Source organism: Methylobacterium sp. J-067 (assembly GCF_022829465.1).
GTDB lineage: Bacteria > Pseudomonadota > Alphaproteobacteria > Rhizobiales > Beijerinckiaceae > Methylobacterium > Methylobacterium litchii.
On sequence record NZ_JAKSXZ010000146.1, the window covers coordinates 375,333 to 396,894 of the forward strand.

26 protein-coding genes are annotated in these 21,562 nt (G+C 74.7%); 2 read left to right on the forward strand and 24 right to left on the reverse strand.

Annotated features, from left to right (window positions below; translation table 11 throughout):
* Window positions 1–6 precede the first annotated feature (6 nt).
* The 21 genes from ccmE to MKK52_RS25320 form a co-directional block, all read right to left on the reverse strand.
* The gene (gene ccmE / locus MKK52_RS25220) at window positions 7–510 is read right to left on the reverse strand and encodes a cytochrome c maturation protein CcmE (RefSeq protein WP_243959165.1); all 504 of its coding nucleotides are present in this window, start codon (window positions 508–510) and stop codon (window positions 7–9) included.
* Window positions 511–591: 81 nt separating this feature from the next.
* Window positions 592–2,082, reverse strand: a complete 1,491-nt coding sequence (ccmI, locus tag MKK52_RS25225; RefSeq protein ID WP_243959167.1) for a c-type cytochrome biogenesis protein CcmI — start codon at window positions 2,080–2,082, stop codon at window positions 592–594.
* A gap of 132 nt (window positions 2,083–2,214) precedes the next feature.
* Complete coding sequence (locus MKK52_RS25230; RefSeq protein ID WP_243959169.1) at window positions 2,215–3,633, reverse strand: sensor histidine kinase; 1,419 nt, start codon at window positions 3,631–3,633, stop codon at window positions 2,215–2,217.
* An 88-nt stretch (window positions 3,634–3,721) separates the two neighbouring features.
* On the reverse strand, window positions 3,722–4,399 hold the full coding sequence (locus tag MKK52_RS25235; RefSeq protein WP_243959171.1) for a response regulator transcription factor: 678 nt from the start codon (window positions 4,397–4,399) through the stop codon (window positions 3,722–3,724).
* 42 nt (window positions 4,400–4,441) lie between these two features.
* A complete protein-coding gene (locus tag MKK52_RS25240) occupies window positions 4,442–4,813 on the reverse strand; it encodes a PepSY domain-containing protein (RefSeq protein ID WP_243959173.1) in 372 nt (123 codons plus the stop codon).
* Between the two features lie 64 nt (window positions 4,814–4,877).
* Window positions 4,878–5,087 (reverse strand): hypothetical protein, encoded by a 210-nt coding sequence (locus MKK52_RS25245; RefSeq protein WP_243959175.1) that lies wholly within the window; start codon window positions 5,085–5,087, stop codon window positions 4,878–4,880.
* Window positions 5,087–5,368, reverse strand: coding sequence for a hypothetical protein (locus tag MKK52_RS25250; protein ID WP_243959177.1), 282 nt, complete (start codon window positions 5,366–5,368; stop codon window positions 5,087–5,089). Before MKK52_RS25250 ends, MKK52_RS25245 begins: the two co-directional genes overlap by 1 nt.
* Before the next feature lie 45 nt (window positions 5,369–5,413).
* Window positions 5,414–5,911 carry a hypothetical protein gene (locus MKK52_RS25255; protein WP_243959179.1) on the reverse strand — a complete coding sequence of 166 codons (498 nt, stop codon included), beginning with the start codon at window positions 5,909–5,911 and terminating at the stop codon, window positions 5,414–5,416.
* Window positions 5,820–6,413 carry a phage tail tip lysozyme gene (locus tag MKK52_RS25260; protein WP_243959181.1) on the reverse strand — a complete coding sequence of 198 codons (594 nt, stop codon included), beginning with the start codon at window positions 6,411–6,413 and terminating at the stop codon, window positions 5,820–5,822. The genes MKK52_RS25255 and MKK52_RS25260 overlap by 92 nt, the downstream gene beginning before the upstream one ends.
* 2 nt (window positions 6,414–6,415) lie before the next feature.
* Window positions 6,416–7,900 (reverse strand): DUF2793 domain-containing protein, encoded by a 1,485-nt coding sequence (locus MKK52_RS25265; RefSeq protein WP_243959183.1) that lies wholly within the window; start codon window positions 7,898–7,900, stop codon window positions 6,416–6,418.
* A gap of 16 nt (window positions 7,901–7,916) precedes the next feature.
* Window positions 7,917–11,798: a glycoside hydrolase TIM-barrel-like domain-containing protein gene (locus MKK52_RS25270; RefSeq protein ID WP_243959185.1), complete on the reverse strand. Its 3,882-nt coding sequence runs from the start codon at window positions 11,796–11,798 to the stop codon at window positions 7,917–7,919.
* Between the two features lie 32 nt (window positions 11,799–11,830).
* Window positions 11,831–12,277: a peptidase P60 gene (locus tag MKK52_RS25275; RefSeq protein ID WP_243959187.1), complete on the reverse strand. Its 447-nt coding sequence runs from the start codon at window positions 12,275–12,277 to the stop codon at window positions 11,831–11,833.
* Window positions 12,274–13,149, reverse strand: coding sequence for a DUF2163 domain-containing protein (locus MKK52_RS25280; RefSeq protein WP_243959189.1), 876 nt, complete (start codon window positions 13,147–13,149; stop codon window positions 12,274–12,276). Before MKK52_RS25280 ends, MKK52_RS25275 begins: the two co-directional genes overlap by 4 nt.
* Window positions 13,146–13,781: a DUF2460 domain-containing protein gene (locus tag MKK52_RS25285; RefSeq protein ID WP_243959191.1), complete on the reverse strand. Its 636-nt coding sequence runs from the start codon at window positions 13,779–13,781 to the stop codon at window positions 13,146–13,148. Before MKK52_RS25285 ends, MKK52_RS25280 begins: the two co-directional genes overlap by 4 nt.
* A 13-nt stretch (window positions 13,782–13,794) precedes the next feature.
* Entirely contained in the window at window positions 13,795–14,376 is a 582-nt protein-coding gene (locus tag MKK52_RS25290) for a phage tail tape measure protein (protein ID WP_243959193.1), read from the reverse strand.
* On the reverse strand, window positions 14,373–14,612 hold the full coding sequence (locus tag MKK52_RS25295) for a phage tail assembly chaperone (RefSeq protein WP_243959195.1): 240 nt from the start codon (window positions 14,610–14,612) through the stop codon (window positions 14,373–14,375). The genes MKK52_RS25290 and MKK52_RS25295 overlap by 4 nt, the downstream gene beginning before the upstream one ends.
* Window positions 14,588–14,944 carry a gene transfer agent family protein gene (locus MKK52_RS25300; protein WP_243959197.1) on the reverse strand — a complete coding sequence of 119 codons (357 nt, stop codon included), beginning with the start codon at window positions 14,942–14,944 and terminating at the stop codon, window positions 14,588–14,590. Before MKK52_RS25300 ends, MKK52_RS25295 begins: the two co-directional genes overlap by 25 nt.
* Before the next feature lie 14 nt (window positions 14,945–14,958).
* Window positions 14,959–15,369 (reverse strand): phage major tail protein, TP901-1 family, encoded by a 411-nt coding sequence (locus MKK52_RS25305; RefSeq protein WP_243959199.1) that lies wholly within the window; start codon window positions 15,367–15,369, stop codon window positions 14,959–14,961.
* Window positions 15,370–15,382: 13 nt separating this feature from the next.
* The gene (locus MKK52_RS25310) at window positions 15,383–15,799 is read right to left on the reverse strand and encodes a DUF3168 domain-containing protein (protein ID WP_243959200.1); all 417 of its coding nucleotides are present in this window, start codon (window positions 15,797–15,799) and stop codon (window positions 15,383–15,385) included.
* Window positions 15,796–16,149, reverse strand: coding sequence for a head-tail adaptor protein (locus MKK52_RS25315; RefSeq protein WP_243959202.1), 354 nt, complete (start codon window positions 16,147–16,149; stop codon window positions 15,796–15,798). The genes MKK52_RS25310 and MKK52_RS25315 overlap by 4 nt, the downstream gene beginning before the upstream one ends.
* A gap of 26 nt (window positions 16,150–16,175) precedes the next feature.
* The gene (locus MKK52_RS25320) at window positions 16,176–16,739 is read right to left on the reverse strand and encodes a hypothetical protein (protein ID WP_243959204.1); all 564 of its coding nucleotides are present in this window, start codon (window positions 16,737–16,739) and stop codon (window positions 16,176–16,178) included.
* A 26-nt stretch (window positions 16,740–16,765) separates the two neighbouring features.
* Here MKK52_RS25320 and MKK52_RS25325 point away from each other — a divergent pair, with 26 nt between their 5' ends.
* Together MKK52_RS25325 and MKK52_RS25330 are read left to right on the forward strand one after the other, a co-directional pair.
* Entirely contained in the window at window positions 16,766–17,503 is a 738-nt protein-coding gene (locus MKK52_RS25325) for a S1 family peptidase (protein WP_243959206.1), read from the forward strand.
* A 131-nt stretch (window positions 17,504–17,634) separates the two neighbouring features.
* On the forward strand, window positions 17,635–18,510 hold the full coding sequence (locus tag MKK52_RS25330) for a S1 family peptidase (protein ID WP_243959208.1): 876 nt from the start codon (window positions 17,635–17,637) through the stop codon (window positions 18,508–18,510).
* Window positions 18,511–18,536: 26 nt separating this feature from the next.
* Here the strand turns inward: MKK52_RS25330 and MKK52_RS25335 are convergent, their stop codons facing one another.
* From MKK52_RS25335 to MKK52_RS25345, 3 genes are read right to left on the reverse strand one after another with little or no spacing between them, the layout of a single operon-like run.
* Entirely contained in the window at window positions 18,537–19,808 is a 1,272-nt protein-coding gene (locus tag MKK52_RS25335) for a phage major capsid protein (RefSeq protein ID WP_243959210.1), read from the reverse strand.
* The gene (locus tag MKK52_RS25340) at window positions 19,805–20,296 is read right to left on the reverse strand and encodes an HK97 family phage prohead protease (RefSeq protein ID WP_243959212.1); all 492 of its coding nucleotides are present in this window, start codon (window positions 20,294–20,296) and stop codon (window positions 19,805–19,807) included. Before MKK52_RS25340 ends, MKK52_RS25335 begins: the two co-directional genes overlap by 4 nt.
* 29 nt (window positions 20,297–20,325) lie before the next feature.
* On the reverse strand, window positions 20,326–21,474 hold the full coding sequence (locus MKK52_RS25345; protein WP_243959214.1) for a phage portal protein: 1,149 nt from the start codon (window positions 21,472–21,474) through the stop codon (window positions 20,326–20,328).
* Between the last annotated feature and the right edge of the window lie 88 nt (window positions 21,475–21,562).

Here is a 21,562-nt window from a genome sequence, read left to right on the forward strand (position 1 = left end):
TGAGCCTCACCGTTCGCTGCGCGGCCCGAGCGTGCCGCCGGCCGAGGCCGAGGCGGCGGGCGCCTGACCCTGCGGCCCACCCTCTTGCCACCGGCCCTGCTTCTTGAGGGCGTCGGCGACTTCGCGGGGCATGTAGGATTCGTCGTGCTTGGCGAGCACGGTATCGGCACGGAAGCGGTTGCCCGGCTCCAACACACCCTCGGCCACCACGCCCTGCCCCTCGCGGAACAGGTCCGGCAGGAGGCCCTTGTACTGCACGGCGATGGTGGCACCGTGGTCGGTGACCGCGAAGTCGATGGTCTGGTCCGGCCCGCGCTTCAGCGAGCCGTCCTGCACCAGGCCGCCGAGCCGCAGCCGCGTGCCGGAGGGGATCGCCTGCGCCTCGATCTCCGAGGGCGACTTGAAGAAGACGATGGAGCCGCTCATCGCGAACAGGATCAGCCCCACGGCCAGCGCGAGCACGCTGCCGCAGGCGGCGATCAGGATCAGGCGGCGCTTCTTGCGCGTCACGACGGACCGTTCCCCCTTTTTGTGACCTAGGGGTGTCGGACGCGGCGGCCGCCCGGTCAAGGGCGGAAGGCCGTCCGGCCCTCAGGGGCGACCTTTGGCGACAGGGGTCGCGAGGTCGAGGTCGCGGGCGAGGCCGTCGATCCGGGCCACCGCCTCCGGGTTCGCGGCGAGCGCCATGCGGGCGCGGTCGAGAGCCTTCACCGCCTGATCGCGCTCGCCCAGCACGCTGTAGGAGCGCACGAGCCGCATCCACTCGTCGGGGCTGCCGCCCTTGGCCGCGAGGCGCCGGTCCAGGGCCTCGACCATGCCGCGCACCGCCGCGTCCCGCTCGGCCGGGGGCATCGCCCGCACCGCCGCCATGGCGGCTTCGGTGTCGGCCTTGGCCGTGGGGTTGGGGGTGGGGACGGTGGGAGGCTGGCTCTGCGGATTGGCCTGGGCCTGCGCGAGGCCGAGTTCGCCGGCCGCCGCCTCGACATGGGCGAGGCCCTGCGGATCGGAGGCCAGCGCCGTGCGAGCGCGGGCCAGGGCCGCCATCGCCTGATCGCGCTCGCCCAGCACGGTGCGCGAGCGGATGAGCCGCACCCACTCGTCCGGCGTGCCGGTGCCCGCCTTCAGCCGCGCGTCGAGCCCATCGACCATGCCGCGGATGGCGGCCTGCTGCTCGGCGGGGATCGTCGGCGGGCCCTCGGGCACGACGGGGGGCGGGGCGGGCTCGCCCTTCAGCCGGGCGAGCGTCGAGCGGACGACGCCGAGCCAGGGGGCGTCGGGGGCGCTCAGGCCTTCGAGGGTGGTGAGCTGGCGGATCGCCTCGCCGGTGTCGCCGGCCTGCTCGGCGGCGCGAGCGACGTAGAAGCGGGCCTTGGCGGCCTTCGGATCCTTGGCGAGCGACCGCTCGAACAGGCCCTTGGCCTCGGGGGAGACGGTGCCGTCGCCCGCCGCCGTCAGGGCCTCGCCCCAATCGGCCAGGATCTCGGGCGGGTCGCCCTTCAGCCGGGCGAGCTGCCCGAAGGCGCGGGCCGCGTCGTCGAAGCGGCCGGTGCGCATGTAGACCGGGGCGAGGACCTGCCAGCCGCGCGCGTCGTCGGGATCGCGGGACAGCCGCGCCTCGATCTGGCCGACGGCCTTGGCGAGTTCGTCGGTGCCGCCGCGCGCCGCAGTCCGGTCGGCCTCGGTCTGCGCGGGCAGTTCCGGGGAGCCGTAGAGCCCGTAGGCGATGAGCGCGACCAGCGGGATGGTCGAGAGGGCGAAGGCGGAGGCCGCCCGGCGGCGGCGCAGGCGCGGCTCGGCCAGAGTCGGCGCGTCCTCGCCCTTGCTGTCGGCCTCGCGGCTCGCGCGCAGCAGGCGGCGGGCGGCCTCGGCGCGGGCGGCCTCGGCCTCCTCCGGCGCCATGAGGCCGCGCTCCACGTCGCGCGAAATCTCGGCGAGCTGGTCCTCGTAGAAGGCCGTCTCGGTGGCCACAAGCGAGTCCGGCTCCTCGCCGCGCGGGTCCGTCACGCGTCGCGACATCGGCCAGAGCAGGCTGAGCACGGCCAGGGCTGTCATGCCCGCCAGGATGAACCAGATCGCCGTCATCAGATCCCGCGTGCGGACCGGACGGGTCCGGTCTTCATATGGAGGCGGCTCCGACCCGACGTCATGCCTCGGACGGGCGGCACGGTGTCACTCAACTCGTGCCCGGTAGCAACCCTTACCTTGGCCGCACGCTCAATGGGCCGCCACCCCGGCCGGCGCGTCGCCCGGCACTTCGAGCACGGCGCGCAAGCCGCCGAGCGTCGCCTCCTCCAGCCCGAACCGGCCGCGATAGAGCGCGGCGAGGTCGGCCACGATGGAGAGGCCGAGCCCCGAGCCCGGCTTCGATTCGTCGAGGCGCCGCCCGCGCCCGAGCACCGCCTGCCGGGCCTCCGGCGGCAGTCCCGGGCCGTCGTCCTCGATGGCGACGACCAGGAGGGGATAGCCGTCCCGGGCGGTCACCTCGGCCCGGATCGCCACCCGGCCGTGCGCCCACTTGGAGGCGTTGTCGACGAGGTTTCCGACCATCTCCTCGAAGTCCTGGCGCTCGCCCCGGAAGCGCACGCCCGGCGGCACGTGGACCTCGTAGGCGATGTCCTTGTCGCGGTAGATCTTGCCGAAGGTGCGCACGAGGCCCGCCAGCGCCGGCTCGATCTCCGTGGAGGTGCCCAGCGTGCCCGCGAGCGCCGCCGCCCGCGCCCGGTCGAGGTGATAGTTCACCTGATCGCGCATCACCGCCGCCTGCTCGCGGATCTTCAGGGCGAGGTCCTCCGGCGCGTCGGACGAGCCGACCTCGTTGACGATGATCGAGAGCGGCGTCTTCAAAGCGTGGGCGAGGTTGCCGACCTGGGTGCGGGCGCGCTCCAGGATCTCGCGGTTGGTCTCGATGAGCAGGTTCACCTCGCCGGTCAGCGGCGCGATGTCGCGGGGATAAGTCCCGGTGATGCGGTCGGCCTCGCCTTGGCGGACGGCGCCGAGCGCCGCGCGCATCTTCTTCAAGGGCGCGAGGCCGAAGCGGATCTGCAGCAGCGTGGTCAAGGCCAGCGACGCCCCGAGGAGCGCGAAGGTCATGTAGAGGCTGTTGCGGAAGCGATCGACGTCATTGACGATCTCGTCCGCCGGCCCGGCCACGCGCACGGTGTAGCGGCCCTCCTCGCCGAGATCGACGTCGCGCTCCATGATGCGCAGGAGCCGTCCGTCCTGGCCCTTGCCGTAGCCCTGGCGGATCTGCCCGACGCCGACCTTGCCGTCCGCGTCGGTGGCCGGCGGCAGGGGCACGCCGACGAGGGAGCGCGAGGTGCGGACGTCGCGCGGCTTCGCATCGGGCTTGCCGACCTGCCAGTACCAGCCCGACAGGGGCAGGTCGAAGCGCGGATCGCCCAGGGAGAAGGTGCGGCTCTCGGGATCGTTGGGGGTGACGAGGTCGGTGGCGAGGTTGTTCGTGAAGACGAGGAGCCGGCTGTCGAAGGCGCGCTCGGTGTTCTCGCGGTAGAGGGTCGTGAGGATCCAGGCCGCGATCAGCAGGATCGCCGAACTCGACAGGAACGCCGAGACGGCGAGGCGCACGGCGATGGAGCGCCGCCGCAGGGCGAAAAGGTCGAGAACGCGGCGCATCGGGGAATCGTCGGGCTCGGCTTCGCTCACGACGGAGCGGCGGCGGCGTAGGCCACCTCGTCCCGCATCCGCAACCGCCCCTCGCCCCTCACACCCGCGCCGCCGGCTGGTTCGGGTCCACGAGATAGCCGAGGCCGCGCACGGTCTGGATGAGATCCACCGCCAGCTTCTTGCGCAGGCGGCCGACGAAGACCTCGATCGTGTTCGAGTCGCGGTCGAAATCCTGGTCGTACAGGTGTTCGGTCAGTTCGGCGCGAGAGACGACCCGGCCGGTGTGGTGCATCAGGTAGGAGAGCAGCCGGTATTCGTGGCTCGTCAGCTTCACCTGGGCGCCGTCCACGAAGACCTTGCCGGAGCGGGTGTCGAGGGTCACGGGCCCGCAGGTGATCTGGCTGGAGGCGTGGCCGGCGGCCCGGCGCAGCAGGGCGCGGACCCGAGCCATCAGCTCCTCCATGTGGAAGGGCTTGGTCACGTAGTCGTCGGCGCCGGCATCGAAGCCGTCGACCTTGTCCGACCAGCGGTCGCGGGCGGTGAGGATGATGACCGGCGTCTTCACCCCGGCCCGGCGCCACTTCTGCAGCACGCTCACGCCGTCCGCCTTGGGCAGGCCCATGTCGAGGATGATGGCGTCATAGGGCTCGCTCTCGCCGAGATAGCCCCCCTCCTCGCCGTCATACGCCTTGTCGGCGACGTAGCCCGCCTCCTCCAGCGCGGCCACGACCTGCCGGTTGATGTCCTTGTCATCCTCGACGACGAGCAGTCGCACGTCACATCTCCCTTGGGGTCCCCTGGGGCGGGCGGGACCCCGTCAGTATTGACCCGCGACCTTGCCAGTGCGCGCATCCACAATGACGTGCACGAAATGTCCGTCCCGGCGCAAGGCCGTCAGCATGTACACGAGCCCGTCCTCGACCTTGCAGAGGCTGGCCCGCTGGATCTCGGCCCGCGGGATCACCGTGCGCGCGGCGCGGATGGCGGCGATGGGCTCGATCACCCGGCGCTCGCCCACCTCCTCGCGCATGTCGGCGGGGGAGAGGCAGGTCTCGACCCGGGGGGACGGCGAGAGGGCGGCCTGGGCGGTCTGCGTCGCCGGGGCGTCCTCGGCCATGGAGCCAATCCCGCCCGCGACGAAGGCCACGACGGTCAGGCAGATGGCAGCAAGGGCGATGGCGTGGCGCATTGGGCCGAGCTTTGTGCCCCAGGCACTGAATGCCCCCTGAATACCGGAGTTCGCCCGGCGGGTCTCAGTTCTCGGCGGGGAAGGGGCAAAGCTTCTCATATGTTGATCGTCGGTTGCAGACCATGACGGCCGAGCCCGCCCCCGGTTCCATCACCGGTTGGGGACGGAGCCCCGCGCCGAACAGCGCCCCGAGATGCAGGCTCACCCCCAGGGCGAGCGGCGCCGCGACGGCGAGCCAGAGGCGGGTGAGGATGCGGTCGGCGTTGTGCGGCATCAGTGCCCTCCCGTGACGAGGCGCCAGAGCAGCCGCAGCGCCGGCAGCCGCTCGGCGATCCAGGCCGCCTGATCCGAGAACCAGTGGGCCACCGCCGCCGCCCCGAGGAAGGCGGCGACGACGGCGTGTTTCAGGCGGCACAGGAACGCGCGTAGGGCCCGCCGCGCGATGCGCTCGTCCACGATCTCGTCGAGGAGGGCGAGCCGCTGCGCGCTCTGGCGGGCGATCCAGGCCTGCCAGGGGGGCGGGGCGTCGGGGATATCGGGGGGACGGGCCGTCATCGCACCTCCTCCGGCCACGCGGCCGTCCCCCCCCTGCCCCGACCCTCAGCCCCGGCGGGGCGGATCGGCCTTCAGGAGGCGCAGGGCCGGTTCGAGGACCGTCTCGGCGCTGCCCTGCGCGTCGAGGGGCAGCGCGCGGAAGATCCGCGCCGCCACGCCCTCCGCCCCGCCCGCGCCGCGCACGACGCGGGCGGGCGCGGTCGCGAGGACGTGCCGTGTGCCCTCGGCCACCACCGCCGGGGCCACGCTCACGGCGACGCTGCGCCCGCGCATGGCGCCGGACACGGCGTTCTGGCCGTAATCGACGCCTGCGCGGATCGCCGCCTCGACCCGCTCGCGGGTGAGGATCGAGCTGGCCCAGGGGGCGGTGCGGGCGATGCCGGCCGTCACCGCTGCCGCCGCGACGGGGACGAGGGCCGAGGAGGAGGCGGACAGGGCCGCCGAGAGCCAGTCACCCCAGGGAAGGGCGGCGGTCTCCGGCGAGGCCGCGACGGCGGGGCCGGCGGCGGAGAGCAGGGCGAGGACGAGCGGGACGCGGGTCATGGGGACCTCCTGGCGGGTGGGGAACGGGGGTGGGGCGGATCGCCCGCAGGGCCCGCCGCGCGTAGGCGAGGCGGTGCGGCAGGGCGGGGATGGCCGGGCGTTCGAACAGGCGGCAGACGGTCTCCGTCGCCCGGTCGAGGGTCGCGCAGCGGCGCAGGGCGTCGAGGGCGGCGGATTCCGGCCCGCGCAACTCGGCGATCAGGTAGCCCTCGTTGGCGGCGTCGGAGGCGGGATCGAGACCGCGCGCCCGGCTCCAGGCCTCCATCGCCATCCGGCGCGGGCCGGTCCATTGCGCGAGGCCCCAGCCGCCGCGCGAGCCCGGCACGAGGGGCGCGATCTCCTGGAGATGGCGGAAGCCGCCGGTCTCGTAGCCGAGATTGCCGAGGAGGCCGGCGGCCTGGACGTCGGTGAGCGCGAGCTCGCGCATCAGCACCGGCCCGAGGCGGGCGCAGCGGGCCGCGAACAGATCGGCTGCCGCGCCGGAGGAGGAAGGCGCCGCCATGGCTAGGCCGCGTCGGCGACGAGGCAGATCTGCAGGCCGGCGGCGCTCACGTACACGCCCTGGTCCGAGTAGCTGAACATCCGCAGCCGGTCCCCGGCGCTCTGCAGCGACAGCCGGCTGTACGGGTAGGTCGAGCGCGTCGCCGGGGTCGGGCCGACGCCGCACCACAGGAACCACGGGCCGTCCACCTCGGCGGTGTAGACCCCGATCCCGTATTGCGTGCCGGCGCTGCTCTGGTCCTTCACCCGCAGGGACGCCGTGATCTGGTAGATGCCCCGGCGCGGGCAGGTGTACCAGCTCTCCGTCGCGTTCCAGTTGCCGCCGGGATCGCTGTTCACGCTCCGCATCGTGATCCGGGGGAAGCCGCCCTGGACGACCTGCGTCGAGGCCGGCTCCGCCACGTCCACGAAGGTGCGCTCGTTGAAGCTGAGCCCCCGGTCGTTCACCGTCCACTTGTTGTCGCCGTTGCTCTGCAGCGCGAGGCTGCCGTAGGGCGTCACCAGGGCGGTGGCGGCGAGCCCGTTGATCCGGTCGTTGCCCTGCGCGGCGATGGTGACGGTGCAGGTCCCGGAGCAGGCGCCGCTCTCGTCCATCACGGTGAGCACCGTGCCCTGCGGGAAGGCCGAGGCCGCCGGTTGGGTGAGGGTGCGCGCCGCCGTCAGCGCGATCACCGCCACCGTGCGGTCGCTGGCCCGGATCGTGTAGGCGGCGTCGGACACCTGCACCCGCGCCGTGGCCGCCGCCGCGCTCGCCGCGACGAAGGCGGTGGTGGCGAGCCGCGTGGTGGCGTCGCCCGCATCGGGGGTCGGGGCGGTGGGGCTCGCCTCGAAGGCGACCACGCCCGTCGCGGCTTTTGCCGTGAGCGCCGTGTGGAAGCTCTGGCCGTCCGGCGAGGTCTTGAGCACAAAGTCGTCCCCGCCGAGCGTGCCGAACAGGGCGCGGCTGGACCATCCGGTCTGGAAGACGAAGCCGGCATCCTTGGCCGCCGCCTTCTTGTTGACGGTCACGCGCAGGTCGCCGGAGCCCGGCGTGACGTCGTCCCACGACAGGAACGCCGCGTCCGTCTTCACCGCCAGCCGGTTCGTGGCGTCGGCCTGGGCGTTCACCCCCAGGCGGTCGGTGGCGGCGGGGGCGGAGCCCGCCGTGGTCAGGGACGCCCACACGCTCCCGTCGAAGGCGTAGACCAGCTTCTCGTCGGCGACGTAGGCCAGCCAGCCCGCCGCCGGCACGGCGCCGACCCAGACCCCGTCCGTGAAGCGGACCACCTGCCCCGAGAGCCCCGCCCAGGCGCCGGTCGGCGCCGCGGCGGTGACGAGGTAGCGGTCGCCCTCGGCGGGGTTCGCGGGGGGCGAGGCGAGGTCCTTGTCGCGGCAGGCGAGCTGCACGAGGCCGTCGAGCAGGGTCAGCGCCTCGTTGTGGGTGACGTGCTTCTGTGCCTGCCCCGCCGCGAGGAGCGGGAGGCCGAGATGGGGCGTGACGTCGGGCATGGAAGCTCCTTCGCGTTCAGGCGGTGCGGATGGGGACGAGGGCGCGGGTCGCCGGCCCGAGCCCGGCGGCGGCCCCGGCCTGGGCCACCGCCACGTCGAGGGCGCGCTGCGGCCCGCCGAAATCGGCGGTCTCGTCGGCGGCCGGGTAAACCAGGGCGGGGCCGGTCGCCGTGAGCGAGCGGATCGCCGCGCCGTTGGCGTGGAGCGTGACCGCGTAGCGCTCGGCGGCCTCGTCCAGGGGGATATCGGCCGGCTCCCAGGCGTCGGCCGAGCGCCGCGCCCGGCGGATCCAGGTGAGGTTCACGTCGCCGCCGACCCGCCGCGCCCGCAGATGCACCGGCCGCAGGGGCCGCAACGCCGCGAGCCCGGCCGTCGCCGAGAGCGGGGCCATGGCCGGATCGGCCGGATCGAGCCCCGCCGCGCCGATCCGGTAGCGGAAGGCGCGGCCCGCCTCGTCGAGCCGGTCCACGAGGGGGATCGCCGCACCGTCGTCGAGGCGCACGATGAGGCTCCCCGTGGGTGCGCCCCGGCCCGCCGCCGCCTCGCTGCCGGCAAGGCCGCGCAGCAGGCCCGTCAGCCGGAACGTGTCGGCGCCGGTCGCCTCGGCCCCGGCGGCGGACAGGATCTCCACCGTCCCGTCCGGTGCGACGACGGCGAAGAGGTTGCCGCCGGCCAGCATCGCGGGGAGCGGCACCGAGGCGAGCGCCCCCGCCCGCCGCAGCATCACCGGCAGGCGCGTGCCCCGGTCGAGGCGCCAGAGCGGCCCCGGCGGCAGGGGCGCGAGGAGGCGGCCGAGGCAGGCGGGGAAGTCGACGCTGCCCTGGACCGCGAAGGCGCCCTCGGCTTCCGCGCGCCACACGACCATCGGCCCCGGCCAGGGCTCGGCGGCCACCGCGAGGTATTGCAGGGCGGTCGGGCTGCCGCGATCCACCGGCAGGTCCAGGGCGACGGGGAACGGCGCCCCCGGCGCGGGGGAGGCCACCGGCAGCGGCGCGGACCGGCCCCGCGCCACGGCGCGGGCGGGGCCGGCGCGGGGCGGCACCCGGCTCGCCTCGATCCGCCGCCCGGCCGGGCTGTCGTCGATGCGCTCGACGCGCACGACCATCCCGTCCCCCGGCAGGGCGAGGACATCGCCGGGCTCCACCTCCTGCCGCCTCGGGCTGAGCGTCAGGACCGCGCTGTCGCGGGCGGCGATCAGCCGGTCGAGCCATTCCTCCGCGAGGGAATCGCCCACCTCCCGGCGGGTGACGAGGGCGGTGTCGAGCTTGGTCTGGCCGCGCCGCCCGCCCACGGGCCGGGTCGCGGCGGCGCCGGCCCGGCGGTAATCGAGGCTGTCCGCATCGGTGATGGCGAGGGCGACGCCGAGGGGCAGCGCGCTCTCCTCGGCGCGGACCCGGCGCAGGAGCGGCGCCTCCTCCGAGACCCGCACGAGGTCGGATTCGGCCAGGGCGAGGGGCGCGTCGCGACGGGGGCCACGCAGGCGCAGGGTGCCGCCCGTGGCCGACACGTCGAGGCCGAAGACCTGCGCCAGGGGTTCGAGGGCACCGCGTGCGGTGAGCGGCCGGTCGATGGCGTAGCCGTCGCAGAAGGCCGCCGCCTCCACCGTGACCGGGGCGTCGAAGCCGAACTCGGCGAGGATGCGCGCGATCAAGAGGTCGAGGTCGCAACCCTCGATCCGGCCGGTGATCCAGTGGCCGAGGCCCCATTGCGGAGCGTCCGCCCAGGTGGCCGTCATGTCGGAGAAGACGGGGAAGGGCCGCGCGTCCCAGCACCAGACGAACACGCCGGCCGGATCGACCATCCGCCCGCCATAGACCGGCGAGACCGGGTTGTCGGCGGCCGAGAAGCCCGGCGCGGCGGGGTCGAAGCGCGTCAGCACCGCCTCCAGGCCGCGGAGCTGGATCAGGTCGTCGCGCACCCCGCGCGAGAAGGGCGGGACGGCGTTCTCGGCGGATTTCGGATCGGGGAAGACGTTGGGGCCGTTCGTGCCCTTGTCCACGGCCGGCACGCCCACTTCCGTGAGCCAGATCGGCTTGCCCGCCGGCACCCAGGCGGTGGCGCGGGTCTCGACACCGCCGTCGCGCTCGACGTGGCGGTTCGACCACCAGCCGACGAGGTCCTTCGGCCGGAAGATCCACGGCTTGCCGGAGGCGCCGTCGGTGATTGGGTGGCGGTCCTGCGCGGCGCGGGCCGTCGTGTTCGGGTAGTACCAGTCGAAGGCCTCGGCCGAGGCGCCGGCCGCCTTGAGATAGGCGCGGTCGTGGATGTCGCCCGCCAGCGCGAGGTCGGCATGGCCCGGCCCGTCGCGCCAATCGGTGAAGGGCGGATACCAGTCGATGCCGACCGCCGCGATGTTGGCGTCCGCGAACAGGTCGTCGAGGGGGAAGCGGATCGTCGCCCCGCCGTCGCGGACATGGGCGCCGTACTCGGTCCAGTCGGCGGCGTAGACGAGGGGCACGCCCGCCCCGAGCCGGCGCCGCACCTCGGCGGCGAGGTCGCGCAGGGCGGCGACCGCCGGGTAGCCGGAGGCGCCCCGCACCCGCGTCAGCCCGAGGAGTTCGCTGCCGACGAGGAAGCCCGCGATCCGCGCCCCCGCGCCGATCCACCCGGCGGCGAGGTCGGCGTAGTGCAGCACGAGGGCGCGGTAGCCGTTGGCGAAGAAGGCCGCGACCTGGGTCTCGGCGGCCTGCGTGCCGTCCGGGCTTCCGGCGACGCCGGGGGCGGGATCGCAGGAGATGCGCCCGCGCCAGGGATAGGGCGGCTGGCGGGCCGCCGGGTCGCGCGGATCCGGCAGGGCGTTGCCCGGCGGCACGTCCATCATCACGAACGGGTAGAGCACCACGTCGAGCCCCCGCGCGGAGAGTTCCGCCACGAGCCGCCCGAGCCCGGCATCGGAGGGCGTGCCGCCATAGGCGGGGGTCGTGCCGTCGGGCAGGAGGGAGACGGTGCCCGCCGCCTCGCGCGACAGGCCGGCGACGCTCCACTCATCGCCCGTCGTCGCCTTCAGCGCGGTCTCGACCTTCGGCGCGATGCGGCATTGGCCGGCGCGCAGGTCGTCCCCGAACCACGCCGCCACGACGGCGACCCGGCGCAGGTTGGGGCAGAGCGCCTGGAGCGCGTCGAGGGAGGCCAGCACGTCGCTGGCATGGGTCTGCTGGTGGCGGTTCGCGGCCTGCGTGCGCCCGCAGCCGAGATCCACCGTGACGGCGGCGGGATCGAGGACGAACTCCCCCGCACCGGGGATGAGGTCGACGGCGCGGATCAGCGGGCACAGGCCGTTGACCGGGCGCACCACCTCGAAGGTGAATTGCGGGATGCGGTTGCCGTAATCCGCGAGCGGCAGGGCCTCGAACACCACGTAGGCGAGGCCGCGATAGGCGGGGGCGTTCTGCGCGCCCTCCTTGGCGACGATCAGCGGATCGGGCGCCTGATCCGCCGTGCCGGTGTGGACGCGCAGCGTGAGGCGCGTCCGGTCCACCTCGACCCCGTCCGCCCAGATCCGGCGGACATAGGCGATCTCGCCCTCGCACAGCCCCACCGCGAGGTTGGCGTAATCGGCGTAGGCGGTGCGCACGGTGCGCTGGCCACCCGAGCCCTTCGACGGGGAAGCCGCACGCTCGACATGGGTGTTGGCGATTTCCAGGGGCCGCGTCGCCCAGATCAGGCACCCGCCGATCCGCGCCCGGCCGTAGACGCGCGGGATCGGGTCGCCCTCGGTGGAGGTCATGCCCGCCACGTCGGAGAGGCGTGGCCCCTCGACGAAGCGGGTCTTGTGGCCTGCGCCGGACAGCGCGCCGCCGAGCGCCGCCCCGGCCGCGCGCCCGAGCGCCCCGCCGACGGGTCCCCCGAAGGCGGAGCCAAGGGCGTTGCCGACGGTGGAGAGGACCAGGGTCGCCATGGACGGCTCCGAAGCGGGTCAGTGCGGGCGGGTCAGGGGCGTGGCGGGAAGCGGAACGCCCCCGCCAGATGCCGCCGCCACCAGGGGGTGAGGGCGACTTCCGTCACCTCCGCCCGGTCGTGGGCGTGGATCATCGCGTCCGGCCCGGTGGCGATGGCGCAGTGGCGCGCGGGCAGATGCGCGCGGAAGGCGAAGAGCAGCACGTCGCCGGGGGCGGGCCGGTAGGCCGGCAGCGGCTCCTCGACGGGGAGGAGATGGCGGACGGCGGCCTCGCGGAACGGGTCGGCGCCGGCGGGCGCCGATTCCGCCCAGGTGGCGCCATAGGGCGGCGGGCGCTCCGGCTCGTCGCCGTAGAGTCCCCGCCAGACTCCGCGCAGCAGGCCGAGGCAATCGCACCCGACGCCGTGCAATGAAGCCTGATGGCGGTAGGGCGTGCCGAGCCACAGGCGCGCCTGCGCCACGGCCTCCTCGCCGATCATCGGAAATAACTCCCGCCGTCGAGGACCGGCGCGGAGCCCGGCACACCGTGCAGCAGCGTGTCGTTGCCGGGCATGTGCGGGAAGCCCTGGAAGTTCACCGCGTTGGCGAAGCGGTCGCGGCAGGTGGCGAGGCGCTTGTCGCAGCCGGCCGTGAGGGTGAACGTGTCCCCCGCCGCCACCGGTCGCGGCGGCGCCTCCCACAATTCCACGAGATCGCCCGCGTGCAATCGCAAGTCGGCAGAAAGGCCTGCGTTGGCCCCGCCGGTCCAGGCGAGGCGCCCGCCCGTGAACAGCCCGTCCGCGAAAGTGCCGTCGATGGCCACACGCAGCGTGGCCGGCTCCGGCAGGGCGAGGACGCGGCCCGTTTCCCGCCACGCCGCGAGGTCCACCCGGCAGCGGGCATCCCCCAGCACGGCGCCGCAGGTCGCCCGGTAGCTGTGCCCGATTTCGGCGTCGAGGCGGGCGGCGACCCCGCGCAACTCGGCCACGAAGGCGTCGTCCTCGCGGCGGATCTCGCCGATCGTGCCGATGTCGAGGAGGAGGCGCGTCTCGGGGTTCGTCCAGTCCACGAGCCAGGTCTCGACGCTCGCCCCGTCGTAGAGGCCGCCCGCGATGTCGGCCTCGGTGAGCCCGAGGGAGGACAGCGCCCCGGCCACGTCGCCGCCGGAGACGGCAAAGCCGCCCTCGGCGCTGGCCTCGGCCGCCTCCAACCCGGTGCGGGCGGCGTGGACGAGGCCGGCAAACGTCAGGTCGCGATCATGGTCGGTGAAGCCGAGGGCGACGCCGTCCCGGCGGCGCAGCGACCAGCAGCGGCACAGGGTGGTGACGCCGCCCGCGCAATGGGCGACGAAGGCGGGAGGCAGGTCCCTCACGGCACGATCTCCACGAGCGGCACTTTCGGGATCTCCCCCGCCGTGAAGGCGGCGAGGTCGATGGTGAGGTCGTCGGTGTCGAAGCGGACGGGCACGTCGAAGGCGAAGCCCGCCGTCACGGGGGCGTTCGCGGCGGGCGCGCGGGCGAGGGTCACGAGGCCCGTCGCCAGGTCGCAGGCGAAGGCGGCGGGCGCCAGTTCGGTGCCCGCCACCGCCACCCGCACGCTGCCCGCCACCGGCTTGGCGATGGCCCTGCGGTAGGGCGCGAAGCCGCCGCCATAGGTCTTGGTGAGGGGGAAGGCGGTGGTCGCGCCGTCGCCCCGCCCGATCACCTGATCGAACGGCCCCGGCGCCTGCCCCGGCGGGCCGGAGCGGAAATCGACCCTGTCGCGGTAGCGGAAGCCGTAGAGGCGCCCGCGCCTTTCCTCGAAGAAGCCGATCACCGCGTGGAGCGCGTCGAGGCTGCGGATGCCGAAACCGGCATCGTAGCGGCGGCGGGAATCGGCCCAGCGGCCGTTGCGGTGCTCCCGCCCCGAGGCCAGCGTGACGATCTCGGTCATCCGCTGCGGCCCGCCGCTGCCGCGCAGGGCGACGTCGAGGGGGAACAGCACCTCGTGGAAGTCCTCGGCCATGGCGCCCTCCGGGTCAGAGGGCGCGCTGGCCACGGGCCACCGCCCGCGCCAGGGTCGCGGCGACCTGCGCCTCGGAGCGGCGGAAGGCGGCGGGGTCCGGCGTCGCGATGGTGACGTTCACCGAGACCGGCCGGGCAGCGGCCCCCGCCGCGACGCCGAGCTTGCCGTCCGGCCCCCGGCGCAGGGGCATGATCGCCTCCGGCCCCGCCTCGCCCATCAGCCCGGCGCCGCCCGCCATGGGGAAATAGGTCGGCGCCGCCACGACCCCGCCGGACGCGAAGGGCGTGACCCGCCCGCCCCGGAAGACGGCCCCCCTGGCGAAGGTCGGGGCGGAATCTTCCGAATCCGGCCCGTCCGAGGATTCGAACAGGCTCCGGAAGCCGGCCTGCAGGGGCTTGGCGGCGGCCTTCGCCGCGAGGGTCGCGAGGCGGGCGCCGAGCGTGCCCAGCACCCCATCGAGGCTGCGGCCGGAGGTGGCGCTGCGGGCGAGCGCACCGCTGAGGCTGCGGCCGAAGCTCTGCGAAAGCCGGTCGAGGTTCACGAGCTGCGCGGCCCGCGCATCGTTCTGCCGGTCGGTGTCGGTCTCGTCGCTCATGGGGCACTCCTGCGGGGCGAGGGATCGGGATGGGCCGCGAGCATTCGCTCGAACTCGGCCCGGCCGAGCCCGTCGGGGGCGCCGGCCCGGCCGAGGGCGGCGGCGAGTTCACGGGGCGTCGCGGCCCAGAAGTCGGCCGGGCGCCAGCCGAGCGGGCCGAGGGCCAGGGCGAGGGCGTCGTCCCAGGGGAAGGGCCGTGGGGGGGCGGGGCTCAGGCCCCGCGCTCCTCCCCCCACGGCGGGGGAGGGTTTTCCAGCGGCCCCGCGCCGAAGGCCGCCTCCAGCACTTCGGCGAGGGCTTCGACCAGGGCGTCCATGTCGCCGGCCAGCGGCAGTCGGCGCACGTCCTCGTCGGTGAGGGCGTGGCCGCCGCCGCGCAGGGCGGCGCCGAGGAGCGCGATCAGGTCGGCGGTGCGGGGGCGGCCGGCGGCGAGGCGCTGGCTGAGCCCGGCGAGGTCGCCGGCCCGCAGCGCGTCCTCCAGGTCGGCCAGCGCCCCGAGGGTGAGGCAGAGGGTGTAGCGGTGACCGCCCAGGGCGAGGGGCACCTCGCCGCGCCTGCGGTTGGCCATGGCGTCGCCCTCCCTCAGGCCGCCGTGAAGGTGAGGGCGCCGGCCGATTCCAGGCTCATGTCGAAGGTGACTTCGCCCGTATGCTCGCCGCGATACTCGAGGCTCGCGATCTGGAACGGCCCCTCCATCGTCCCGAAGGCGGGCACCACGATCTGGAAGGGCGCGACCTGCCCGTCGAAGAACATCTGCCGCAGGCGCAGGTCCGACGCCTGGTCCCGGAACACGCCGGAGCCCGAGACCGCAGCGCGGCGCACGCCCGCCCCGGCGAGCAATTCCCGCCAGCGGCCGGCGGAATCGGCGTTGGTGACGTCTACCGCCTCCGCGTTGAGGCTGAAGTGCCGGGCCCGCAGCCCCGCCACCGCGACGTAGCCGCCGGCCCCGTCGCTCGCCCGGATCAACAGGTCCTTGCCCGCCTGCGCGCCCATCTCATCCTCCGTGTCAGAGTGCTTCGGTGACGGCCTCGACCGTCAGGGTCGCGCGGGCCTCGCCCGTGCGCTCGTCGCGGCTCGCCTTCAGGGCGCTCACCCGCAGGGTGACGAGGCAGCAGCCCTGGAGCGGCATGTCCGGTTGGGTCAGCAGCGCCGCCATCCGCGCGGCGGCATCGAGCGCGGTGCGGACGGAGCCGGGCTTGGCGATCACCGCCACCTCGTGCCGGTGGCGGTGGCGGCCGGCGCCATCGACGGAATCGTCGCGGATCTCGGCCTCGCCGAACAGCGCGTAGACCGGCACGGCCCCGCGCGGCGGCTCGTCGTAGAGGCGGACGCCGCCGCCGAGCAGCGCCACCCGGGCCGCGTCGGCGGCAAACCGCGTGAGGAGGCCGGCGCGGAAGGCCAAGAGCGGGCTCGGGTCGCTCATTGGCCCGCCTCCGGCACCAGTTCCTCGACCTCGCAGACGCAGTCGCGGCCCCGTTCGTCCGGGTCGGACACGGCGCGGATCGCGAAGCGGCGCGGGCCGGCGCTGAGGCGCATGGCGGGGGTCAGGTCGGCGCGGGCACGAAGGGTGACGCGGTGGGTCACGAGCCTGTCGGCCCGGCCCCCGCGCGGGCGCTCCACGGCGCCCACCGCCGCGATGGCGCCCCAGAGGGTGGGGCCCGCCACGTAGCGGCGCAGCACGCCGCCGAACCCGTCCGGCTGCTCCACCGGCTTTTCGAGCACGAAGCGGCGGCGCCGCGCGCCAAGCGACGGGCGACGGTCAGGGGATGCCATGGCGGGCTCCGGGTTTTCGGGAGGTGTCAGAGGCGCAGGCGGCGCGCGGGCGCGGCGAGGCGGCGCGCGTCGGCGGGGCTGTCGTCGGGCTCGTCGCCCCGGTGCTCGTAGCGGGCGGCGGCGAGGCGCAGGATCGCGAGACGAAGGTCCTCCGGCAGCGGCGGCCCGTCGCCGCCGTAGCCGGCCGCGACCTCGATCACGAGGGTCGCCGCGCCGAGGTCGGGCAGCGGGCCGGTGAAGCACAGGGCCGGCGCCTCCACCGGGTCCGGCCCGAGGCTGACGAGCCCGGCGGGCAGGTCGGCGACGCTGCCGTCAGGCGCCGCGAGGCCCGCCCGCACCAGCCCGACGAGGGGGCTCAGCGGCAGGGGCAGCCAGTTCTCGCGCGGCCAGCCCGGCAGGGCGATGCGGTAGCGGCCGGGCACGAGGACCCGCCAAGCCTCCCGTTCCAGGCTCGCCCGCGCCCCGGCGAGGAGCTGCCCGAGGAGCGCGTCCTCGACGCCGCCGTCGTCGGGATCGAGGCGAAGGTACAGGCGCAGGTCGGTGACGCTCACCGGCTCGACGGGGGGCGTCGCGGCGCGTATCGGGGTCATCGCGCGGGTCTCCTTCAGGACGTTCGATGCCGTTGCCCAGAGCTGTGCCCGCCCTCTGCCTGACCCTGTCGGCGTGGCTTCTGTCGACTTGGCCGGCGGCGGCGATCGTGGGCGGGGCCGACACCCCGCCGGGGGGCGCCGTGATGGTGCTGAACGCGGTGGGCGGCGTGTGCACGGGCATCGTGCTCGCCCCGGACGCGGTGCTCACCGCCGGCCATTGCGTTGCCGGGCCGCACGCCCTGCGGGTGCATTACCGGGGCACGGACGGGGCGCCGGTCCTCGTCGAGGTCGCCGCCCGGGCGGTGCATCCGGGCTACGATCCGGGGGCGGTGGCCAAGCGCCGCCGCTCCATCGACCTCGCGCTGGTGCGCACCGCCGAACCCCTGCCGCCGCGCTTCGCCCCCGCGACCCTCGGCACCGCGCCGGCGCGGGCGGGGGAGAGCCTGACGCTCGCCGGCTACGGCGCGTCGCGGCCCGGCGATCCGCGCTCCACCGGCACCTTCCGCAGCGTGGCGGTGCCCGTGGTGGAGCCCTACGGCCCCAGCGGGATCCTCCTGTGGCTTCAAGGCAGCCAGGGCGCGGGCGCCTGCCAGGGGGATTCCGGCGGCCCGGTGACGGGGGCGGACGGCGCGGTGCTCGCGGTCTCCGCCTGGATCGGCGCGGCCTGCGGCGGGCTCACCCAGGCGGTGCGCCTCGGCCCCCAGCGCGACTGGCTCGACCGCACCCTCGGAGGGTGGGGCATCACGGCCCGCTGGACACCCTAGAATTCCCTTGGATGACCCTGCACAACGGCCAGTACTGCGGAACCGCAGCTTGGCCGCTCGGTTTGTCTGAACTACCGTTGCTTGGGTACGGTCCCCCTGGCGTCGCCTTGGCCCTTCCCCCGGAGTCCCCGATGCCAGCCCGTTTGCCCCGCACGACCGGCCCGATCCTCGCCGGCCTCGCGGCCTTCGTCGGCCTGACCTTCGGGGCGGTGCCCCCGGCGCGGGCGGTGATCCAGGGCGAGGTGGCCCGCGACCCGAACGGCACCCGCAGCTTCGTGGTGCGCGTGGAGAGCACGGACGGCGAGATCTGCTCCGGCACGCTGATCGGGCCGGATCTGGTCCTCACCGCCGCCCATTGCGTGATGCGCCCGGCGGGCTACCGCGTGGTGAGCGTGGACCGCGCCTTCCGGCAGCACCGCATCGACGTCATCGCCGCGACGATGCACCCCGATTTCGTCCCCGGCACGACGCCGGAGGACCAGCCCGGCGTCGACCTCGCCCTGCTCAAGCTCGCCCAGCCCCTCGGGGCCGATTACATGCCCCTCGACCCGCGCAGCGCCGGCTCCATCGGCACGGGCGACACGGTCGAGATCGCCGGCTACGGCGTGGTGGCCGAGAACCGGCGCGGCAGCGCGCGGGTGCTGCGGCAGGCACCGCTCGTGTCCATCGGCTCGCTGCAGGTCGCCAACCGCGTCACCGTGGTGACGGACCGCCGCCGCCTCGCGGAGACGGCGGGCGCGGGCGCCTGCCTCGGCGATTCCGGCGGGCCGATCCTGACCGGCGGGCCCGGCGGCTACCGCATCGCGGGCGTGGTGAGCTGGTCGAGCGGCGCCCTGCAGCAGGGCGCCCGCCGCACCGCCTGCGGCGGCTTCACCGCCGTGACCCCCGTGGCCGAGCATACCGGCTGGATCGCCTCGCGGGCGGCCGAGCTGGCGCAGGTGCAGCCCGGCGAGGCGATCCCCCGCCGCCACAGCTCCGACTGGATGGCCCGTCCCGGCCGGCGCTGAGGCGCACCGGCCGGGCGGACGCGCGATCAGGCGAACTTCAGAAGCTTGATCGCGTCGAAATCCTGCACCCCGCCGCCGACGCGCTTCGTGGTGTAGAACAGCACGTAGGGCTTGGCGGAATAGGGGTCGCGCAGCACCCGCAGGCCCGTCCGGTCCACCACGAGATAGCCCCGCCGGAAATCGCCGAAGGCCACGGACAGGCTCCCGGCGCCGATGTCGGGCATGGCCTCGGCCTCCGTGACGGGGAAGCCCATCAGCGTCGCGGAGCGGTCGGCGGCGAGCGCCGGCTGCCACAGGTAGTTGCCGTCCGCGTCCTTGAACTTGCGGATGGCGCTCTGCGTCCTGCGGTTCATCACGAAGCGGGCGTTCTGGCGGTAGGCGGCCCGCAGGGCGTAGACAAGGTCGAACAGCACGTCGGACGGGTTCGCCGCCGCGAAGGCGCCGGCATTGCCCGTGCCGACGAAGCCGAGCTTGCCCGGCACCCAGGCGGCGTTCGCCACCGTGTCGGAGGTGAGGAAGCCCTTCGGCCGCCCGACGCCGCTGCCGGTGACGAAGGCGATGCCCTCCTGCTCGGCGAAGGCGGTCTCGACCTCCCCCGCCAGCCATTCCTCGACGTTGACCACCGCATCGTCGAGGAGAGTCTGGGTCGCGGCGGGCATCGCGTAGAGTTCCGCCGCCGGGAAGGCGAGCTGCGCGAGGCTCGGCGCGTCGGTGCCGGGGCGGGCCGCCGTCTCGGACACCCAGCCGGTGACGGGGGCGCCGGTCGAGACCGCCCGCTTGTACTGGCCGCCGGAGATCTGCTGCACGCTGGCGATGGCGCGGATCGGCGAGAGCACGGCGAGCCGTTGCAGCACCGTCCGCTCCAGGGTGTCGGGCACGAGGTAGCCGCCATCCGGCCCGGAGCCCGCCGACATCGCCTTCGATTCGAGCCGCTTCAGCCCGCCGCTCTCGCCGGCCCGGACATAGAGGTCGAAGGCCGCCTTGTGCTCCTGCGCGGCGCCGTCGTCGCGGGTCAGCGGGTCGGCGAGCGCCGGGCGGGCGCGTTCCAAGCCCATCCGGTCGAGGCGGGTGCGGGCGGCATCGATGGCGGCGTCGAGGCGGGCCAGCTTCTCCTCCGTCACCACGTCTGCGCCGAAGCGGGTCTCGATCTGCCGCAGGCGTTCGTCGTTGGTCTCCTTGAAGGCCGCGAAGGCGGCGGCGACGTCATCGACGGCCGAGCGGACGGGGGCGGGCTCGGCGGCCTTGTTCTCCAGCGGAGGCAGGACGGCCTTGGTTTCGAGGGCGGCATGGAACGTCATCGGCAAACCTCGGTGCGGGGGGTGGAAAGGGGTCGCGCGGGGGCGATGAGCCGGGCGAGGCCGCGCAGGGCCTCGGGGCTGGGGCTCGGGCTCGCCCGGGCCCCCGGCTGCAGGGGAAAGGTCACGACGGAGATCTCCCAGAGGTCGATCCCCTGCAGGCGGCGGGACCCGTCGGCGCTGGGGCGGGCGCTGAGGGTGCGGAAGCCGATGGAGAGGCCGTCGAGCGACCCTTCGCGCATCAGCGCCGCGATCTCGCGGGCGCGCTGGACGGCGAGGTTGAGCCGGCCCTCCGCGTAGAGGCCGCGCGCATCCTCGCGGAGCGCGATCCAGCGGCCGATGGGCTCGGCCGGATCGTGCTGGAACAGCATCCGCACGCCCGCCGCGCCGCGCCGGGCCAGGGTGCCGGCGAAGGCGCCGGGCATGACCACGTCGCGGCCGAGATCGGGCACGCCGAACAGGCTGGCATAGCCGGTGATGAGGCCATCCATGGGGGCATTCCTGGTGGAGGGGGGCGGGCTCAGGCCTCGGGCGGGTAGCCCACCGCCTCGCGCTTCTCGGCCTGGGTGAGGAAGTCGGCGCCCTGGACGCGCCGCCACAGGGATTCCCGCTCGGAGGCCAGGGCCTCGATCCGGTCGAGGTCCGGTTCCAGCTCCACCGCGCCGAAGGCGGGTTCCAGCCAATGGGCGATGGTCTGCGCCGTGCGCCGCGCGAGGGGGATCAGGGTCTGGCGGTAGAGGGCGCGGTTGGCCTCGGCGTAGTTGGCGTGGGTGCTGTCCCCCGGCAGGCCGAGGAGGAGCGGCGGCACCCCGAAGGCCAGGGCGATCTCCCGCGCCGCCGCGTTCTTGGCCTCCACGAAATCCATGTCGCGGGGGGAAAGCGCCAGCGGCTTCCAGTCGAGCCCGCCTTCGAGGAGGAGCGGGCGCCCGGCATTGCCGGCCCCCTGGTAATTCGCCTCCAGCTCGCCCTTCAGCCGGTCGAACTGCGCCTCCGAGAGGGTGGCCCCCGCGAAGACGAGGGCGCCGGAGGGCCGGGCGGCGTTGTCGAGGAGCGCCTTGTTCCAAGCCGCCGCCGCGTTGTGGATGTCGAGCGCCGTCGCCGCCGCCGCGATGGGCGGCAGGCCGCCATGGTCGTCGCCCGGATGGAACAGGCTGAGCGCCAGGATCGGCGGCACCATTCCGTCCATCAGGTCGAAGCGGCGGCTGCGCCCGCCCACCGTGTAGACGTAGGCGCTCGGCCAGCCGTCCGGCCCCGTCACCACCCGCATCCGCTCCGGCCGCAGGGCCTGCAACCCGACCACGCGGCCGTCGACGCTCACCGCTTCGAGATACGCCGAGCCGGCGAGCATCAGGTCGGCATAGACCGTCTCCAGCAGCTGCACGCCGCTTTCGCGCAGGTTCGGCCGGGCGAGGAGCGCCATCAGCCCCCGCCCGTCGCCGGAGACTGCGCTGAGCGGTAGGCTCGCGGCCGATTCCGCCACGAGCCGCACCGCCCGGTAGACCACCGGATTGCGCTGGTACCCCGCGAGCGCCAGGGAGGCCGGATCGCGCGGCGTCCAGTTCGGCCGGCAATCGGCATAGAGCGCGAAGCCCGGCGGCGACGCCTTGGTGGCGAGTGGCGGGCGTGCGCGTCCGGCTGCCCGGACGAGCCGGTCGAGAAGCTTGGGCATGGTTTGCCTCGTGCGGGAGGAAGGCGGCGCGCGGGGCGACGCAACTTAGGCGCGAAAGAATGACGCATTGCCCGGCGGGCGTGATGCT

Excerpts from the sequence above, each read along its gene's own strand:
- MKK52_RS25275 (WP_243959187.1), bottom strand. The coding sequence starts at position 12,277 with ATGATCGGCGAGGAGGCCGTGGCGCAGGCGCGCCTGTGGCTCGGCACG.
- ccmI (WP_243959167.1), bottom strand. The coding sequence starts at position 2,082 with ATGACGGCGATCTGGTTCATCCTGGCGGGCATGACAGCCCTGGCCGTG.
- MKK52_RS25300 (WP_243959197.1), bottom strand. The coding sequence starts at position 14,944 with ATGGCCAACCGCAGGCGCGGCGAGGTGCCCCTCGCCCTGGGCGGTCAC.
- MKK52_RS25330 (WP_243959208.1), top strand. The coding sequence starts at position 17,635 with ATGCCAGCCCGTTTGCCCCGCACGACCGGCCCGATCCTCGCCGGCCTC.
- MKK52_RS25310 (WP_243959200.1), bottom strand. The coding sequence starts at position 15,799 with ATGAGCGACCCGAGCCCGCTCTTGGCCTTCCGCGCCGGCCTCCTCACG.
- MKK52_RS25260 (WP_243959181.1), bottom strand. The coding sequence starts at position 6,413 with ATGGCGGCGCCTTCCTCCTCCGGCGCGGCAGCCGATCTGTTCGCGGCC.
- MKK52_RS25270 (WP_243959185.1), bottom strand. The coding sequence starts at position 11,798 with ATGGCGACCCTGGTCCTCTCCACCGTCGGCAACGCCCTTGGCTCCGCC.
- MKK52_RS25285 (WP_243959191.1), bottom strand. The coding sequence starts at position 13,781 with ATGGCCGAGGACTTCCACGAGGTGCTGTTCCCCCTCGACGTCGCCCTG.
- MKK52_RS25230 (WP_243959169.1), bottom strand. The coding sequence starts at position 3,633 with ATGCGCCGCGTTCTCGACCTTTTCGCCCTGCGGCGGCGCTCCATCGCC.
- MKK52_RS25265 (WP_243959183.1), bottom strand. The coding sequence starts at position 7,900 with ATGCCCGACGTCACGCCCCATCTCGGCCTCCCGCTCCTCGCGGCGGGG.
- MKK52_RS25345 (WP_243959214.1), bottom strand. The coding sequence starts at position 21,474 with ATGCCCAAGCTTCTCGACCGGCTCGTCCGGGCAGCCGGACGCGCACGC.
- MKK52_RS25255 (WP_243959179.1), bottom strand. The coding sequence starts at position 5,911 with ATGACCCGCGTCCCGCTCGTCCTCGCCCTGCTCTCCGCCGCCGGCCCC.
- MKK52_RS25250 (WP_243959177.1), bottom strand. The coding sequence starts at position 5,368 with ATGACGGCCCGTCCCCCCGATATCCCCGACGCCCCGCCCCCCTGGCAG.
- MKK52_RS25245 (WP_243959175.1), bottom strand. The coding sequence starts at position 5,087 with ATGCCGCACAACGCCGACCGCATCCTCACCCGCCTCTGGCTCGCCGTC.
- MKK52_RS25325 (WP_243959206.1), top strand. The coding sequence starts at position 16,766 with ATGCCGTTGCCCAGAGCTGTGCCCGCCCTCTGCCTGACCCTGTCGGCG.
- MKK52_RS25335 (WP_243959210.1), bottom strand. The coding sequence starts at position 19,808 with ATGACGTTCCATGCCGCCCTCGAAACCAAGGCCGTCCTGCCTCCGCTG.
- MKK52_RS25340 (WP_243959212.1), bottom strand. The coding sequence starts at position 20,296 with ATGGATGGCCTCATCACCGGCTATGCCAGCCTGTTCGGCGTGCCCGAT.
- MKK52_RS25240 (WP_243959173.1), bottom strand. The coding sequence starts at position 4,813 with ATGCGCCACGCCATCGCCCTTGCTGCCATCTGCCTGACCGTCGTGGCC.
- MKK52_RS25320 (WP_243959204.1), bottom strand. The coding sequence starts at position 16,739 with ATGACCCCGATACGCGCCGCGACGCCCCCCGTCGAGCCGGTGAGCGTC.
- MKK52_RS25290 (WP_243959193.1), bottom strand. The coding sequence starts at position 14,376 with ATGAGCGACGAGACCGACACCGACCGGCAGAACGATGCGCGGGCCGCG.
- MKK52_RS25315 (WP_243959202.1), bottom strand. The coding sequence starts at position 16,149 with ATGGCATCCCCTGACCGTCGCCCGTCGCTTGGCGCGCGGCGCCGCCGC.
- MKK52_RS25305 (WP_243959199.1), bottom strand. The coding sequence starts at position 15,369 with ATGGGCGCGCAGGCGGGCAAGGACCTGTTGATCCGGGCGAGCGACGGG.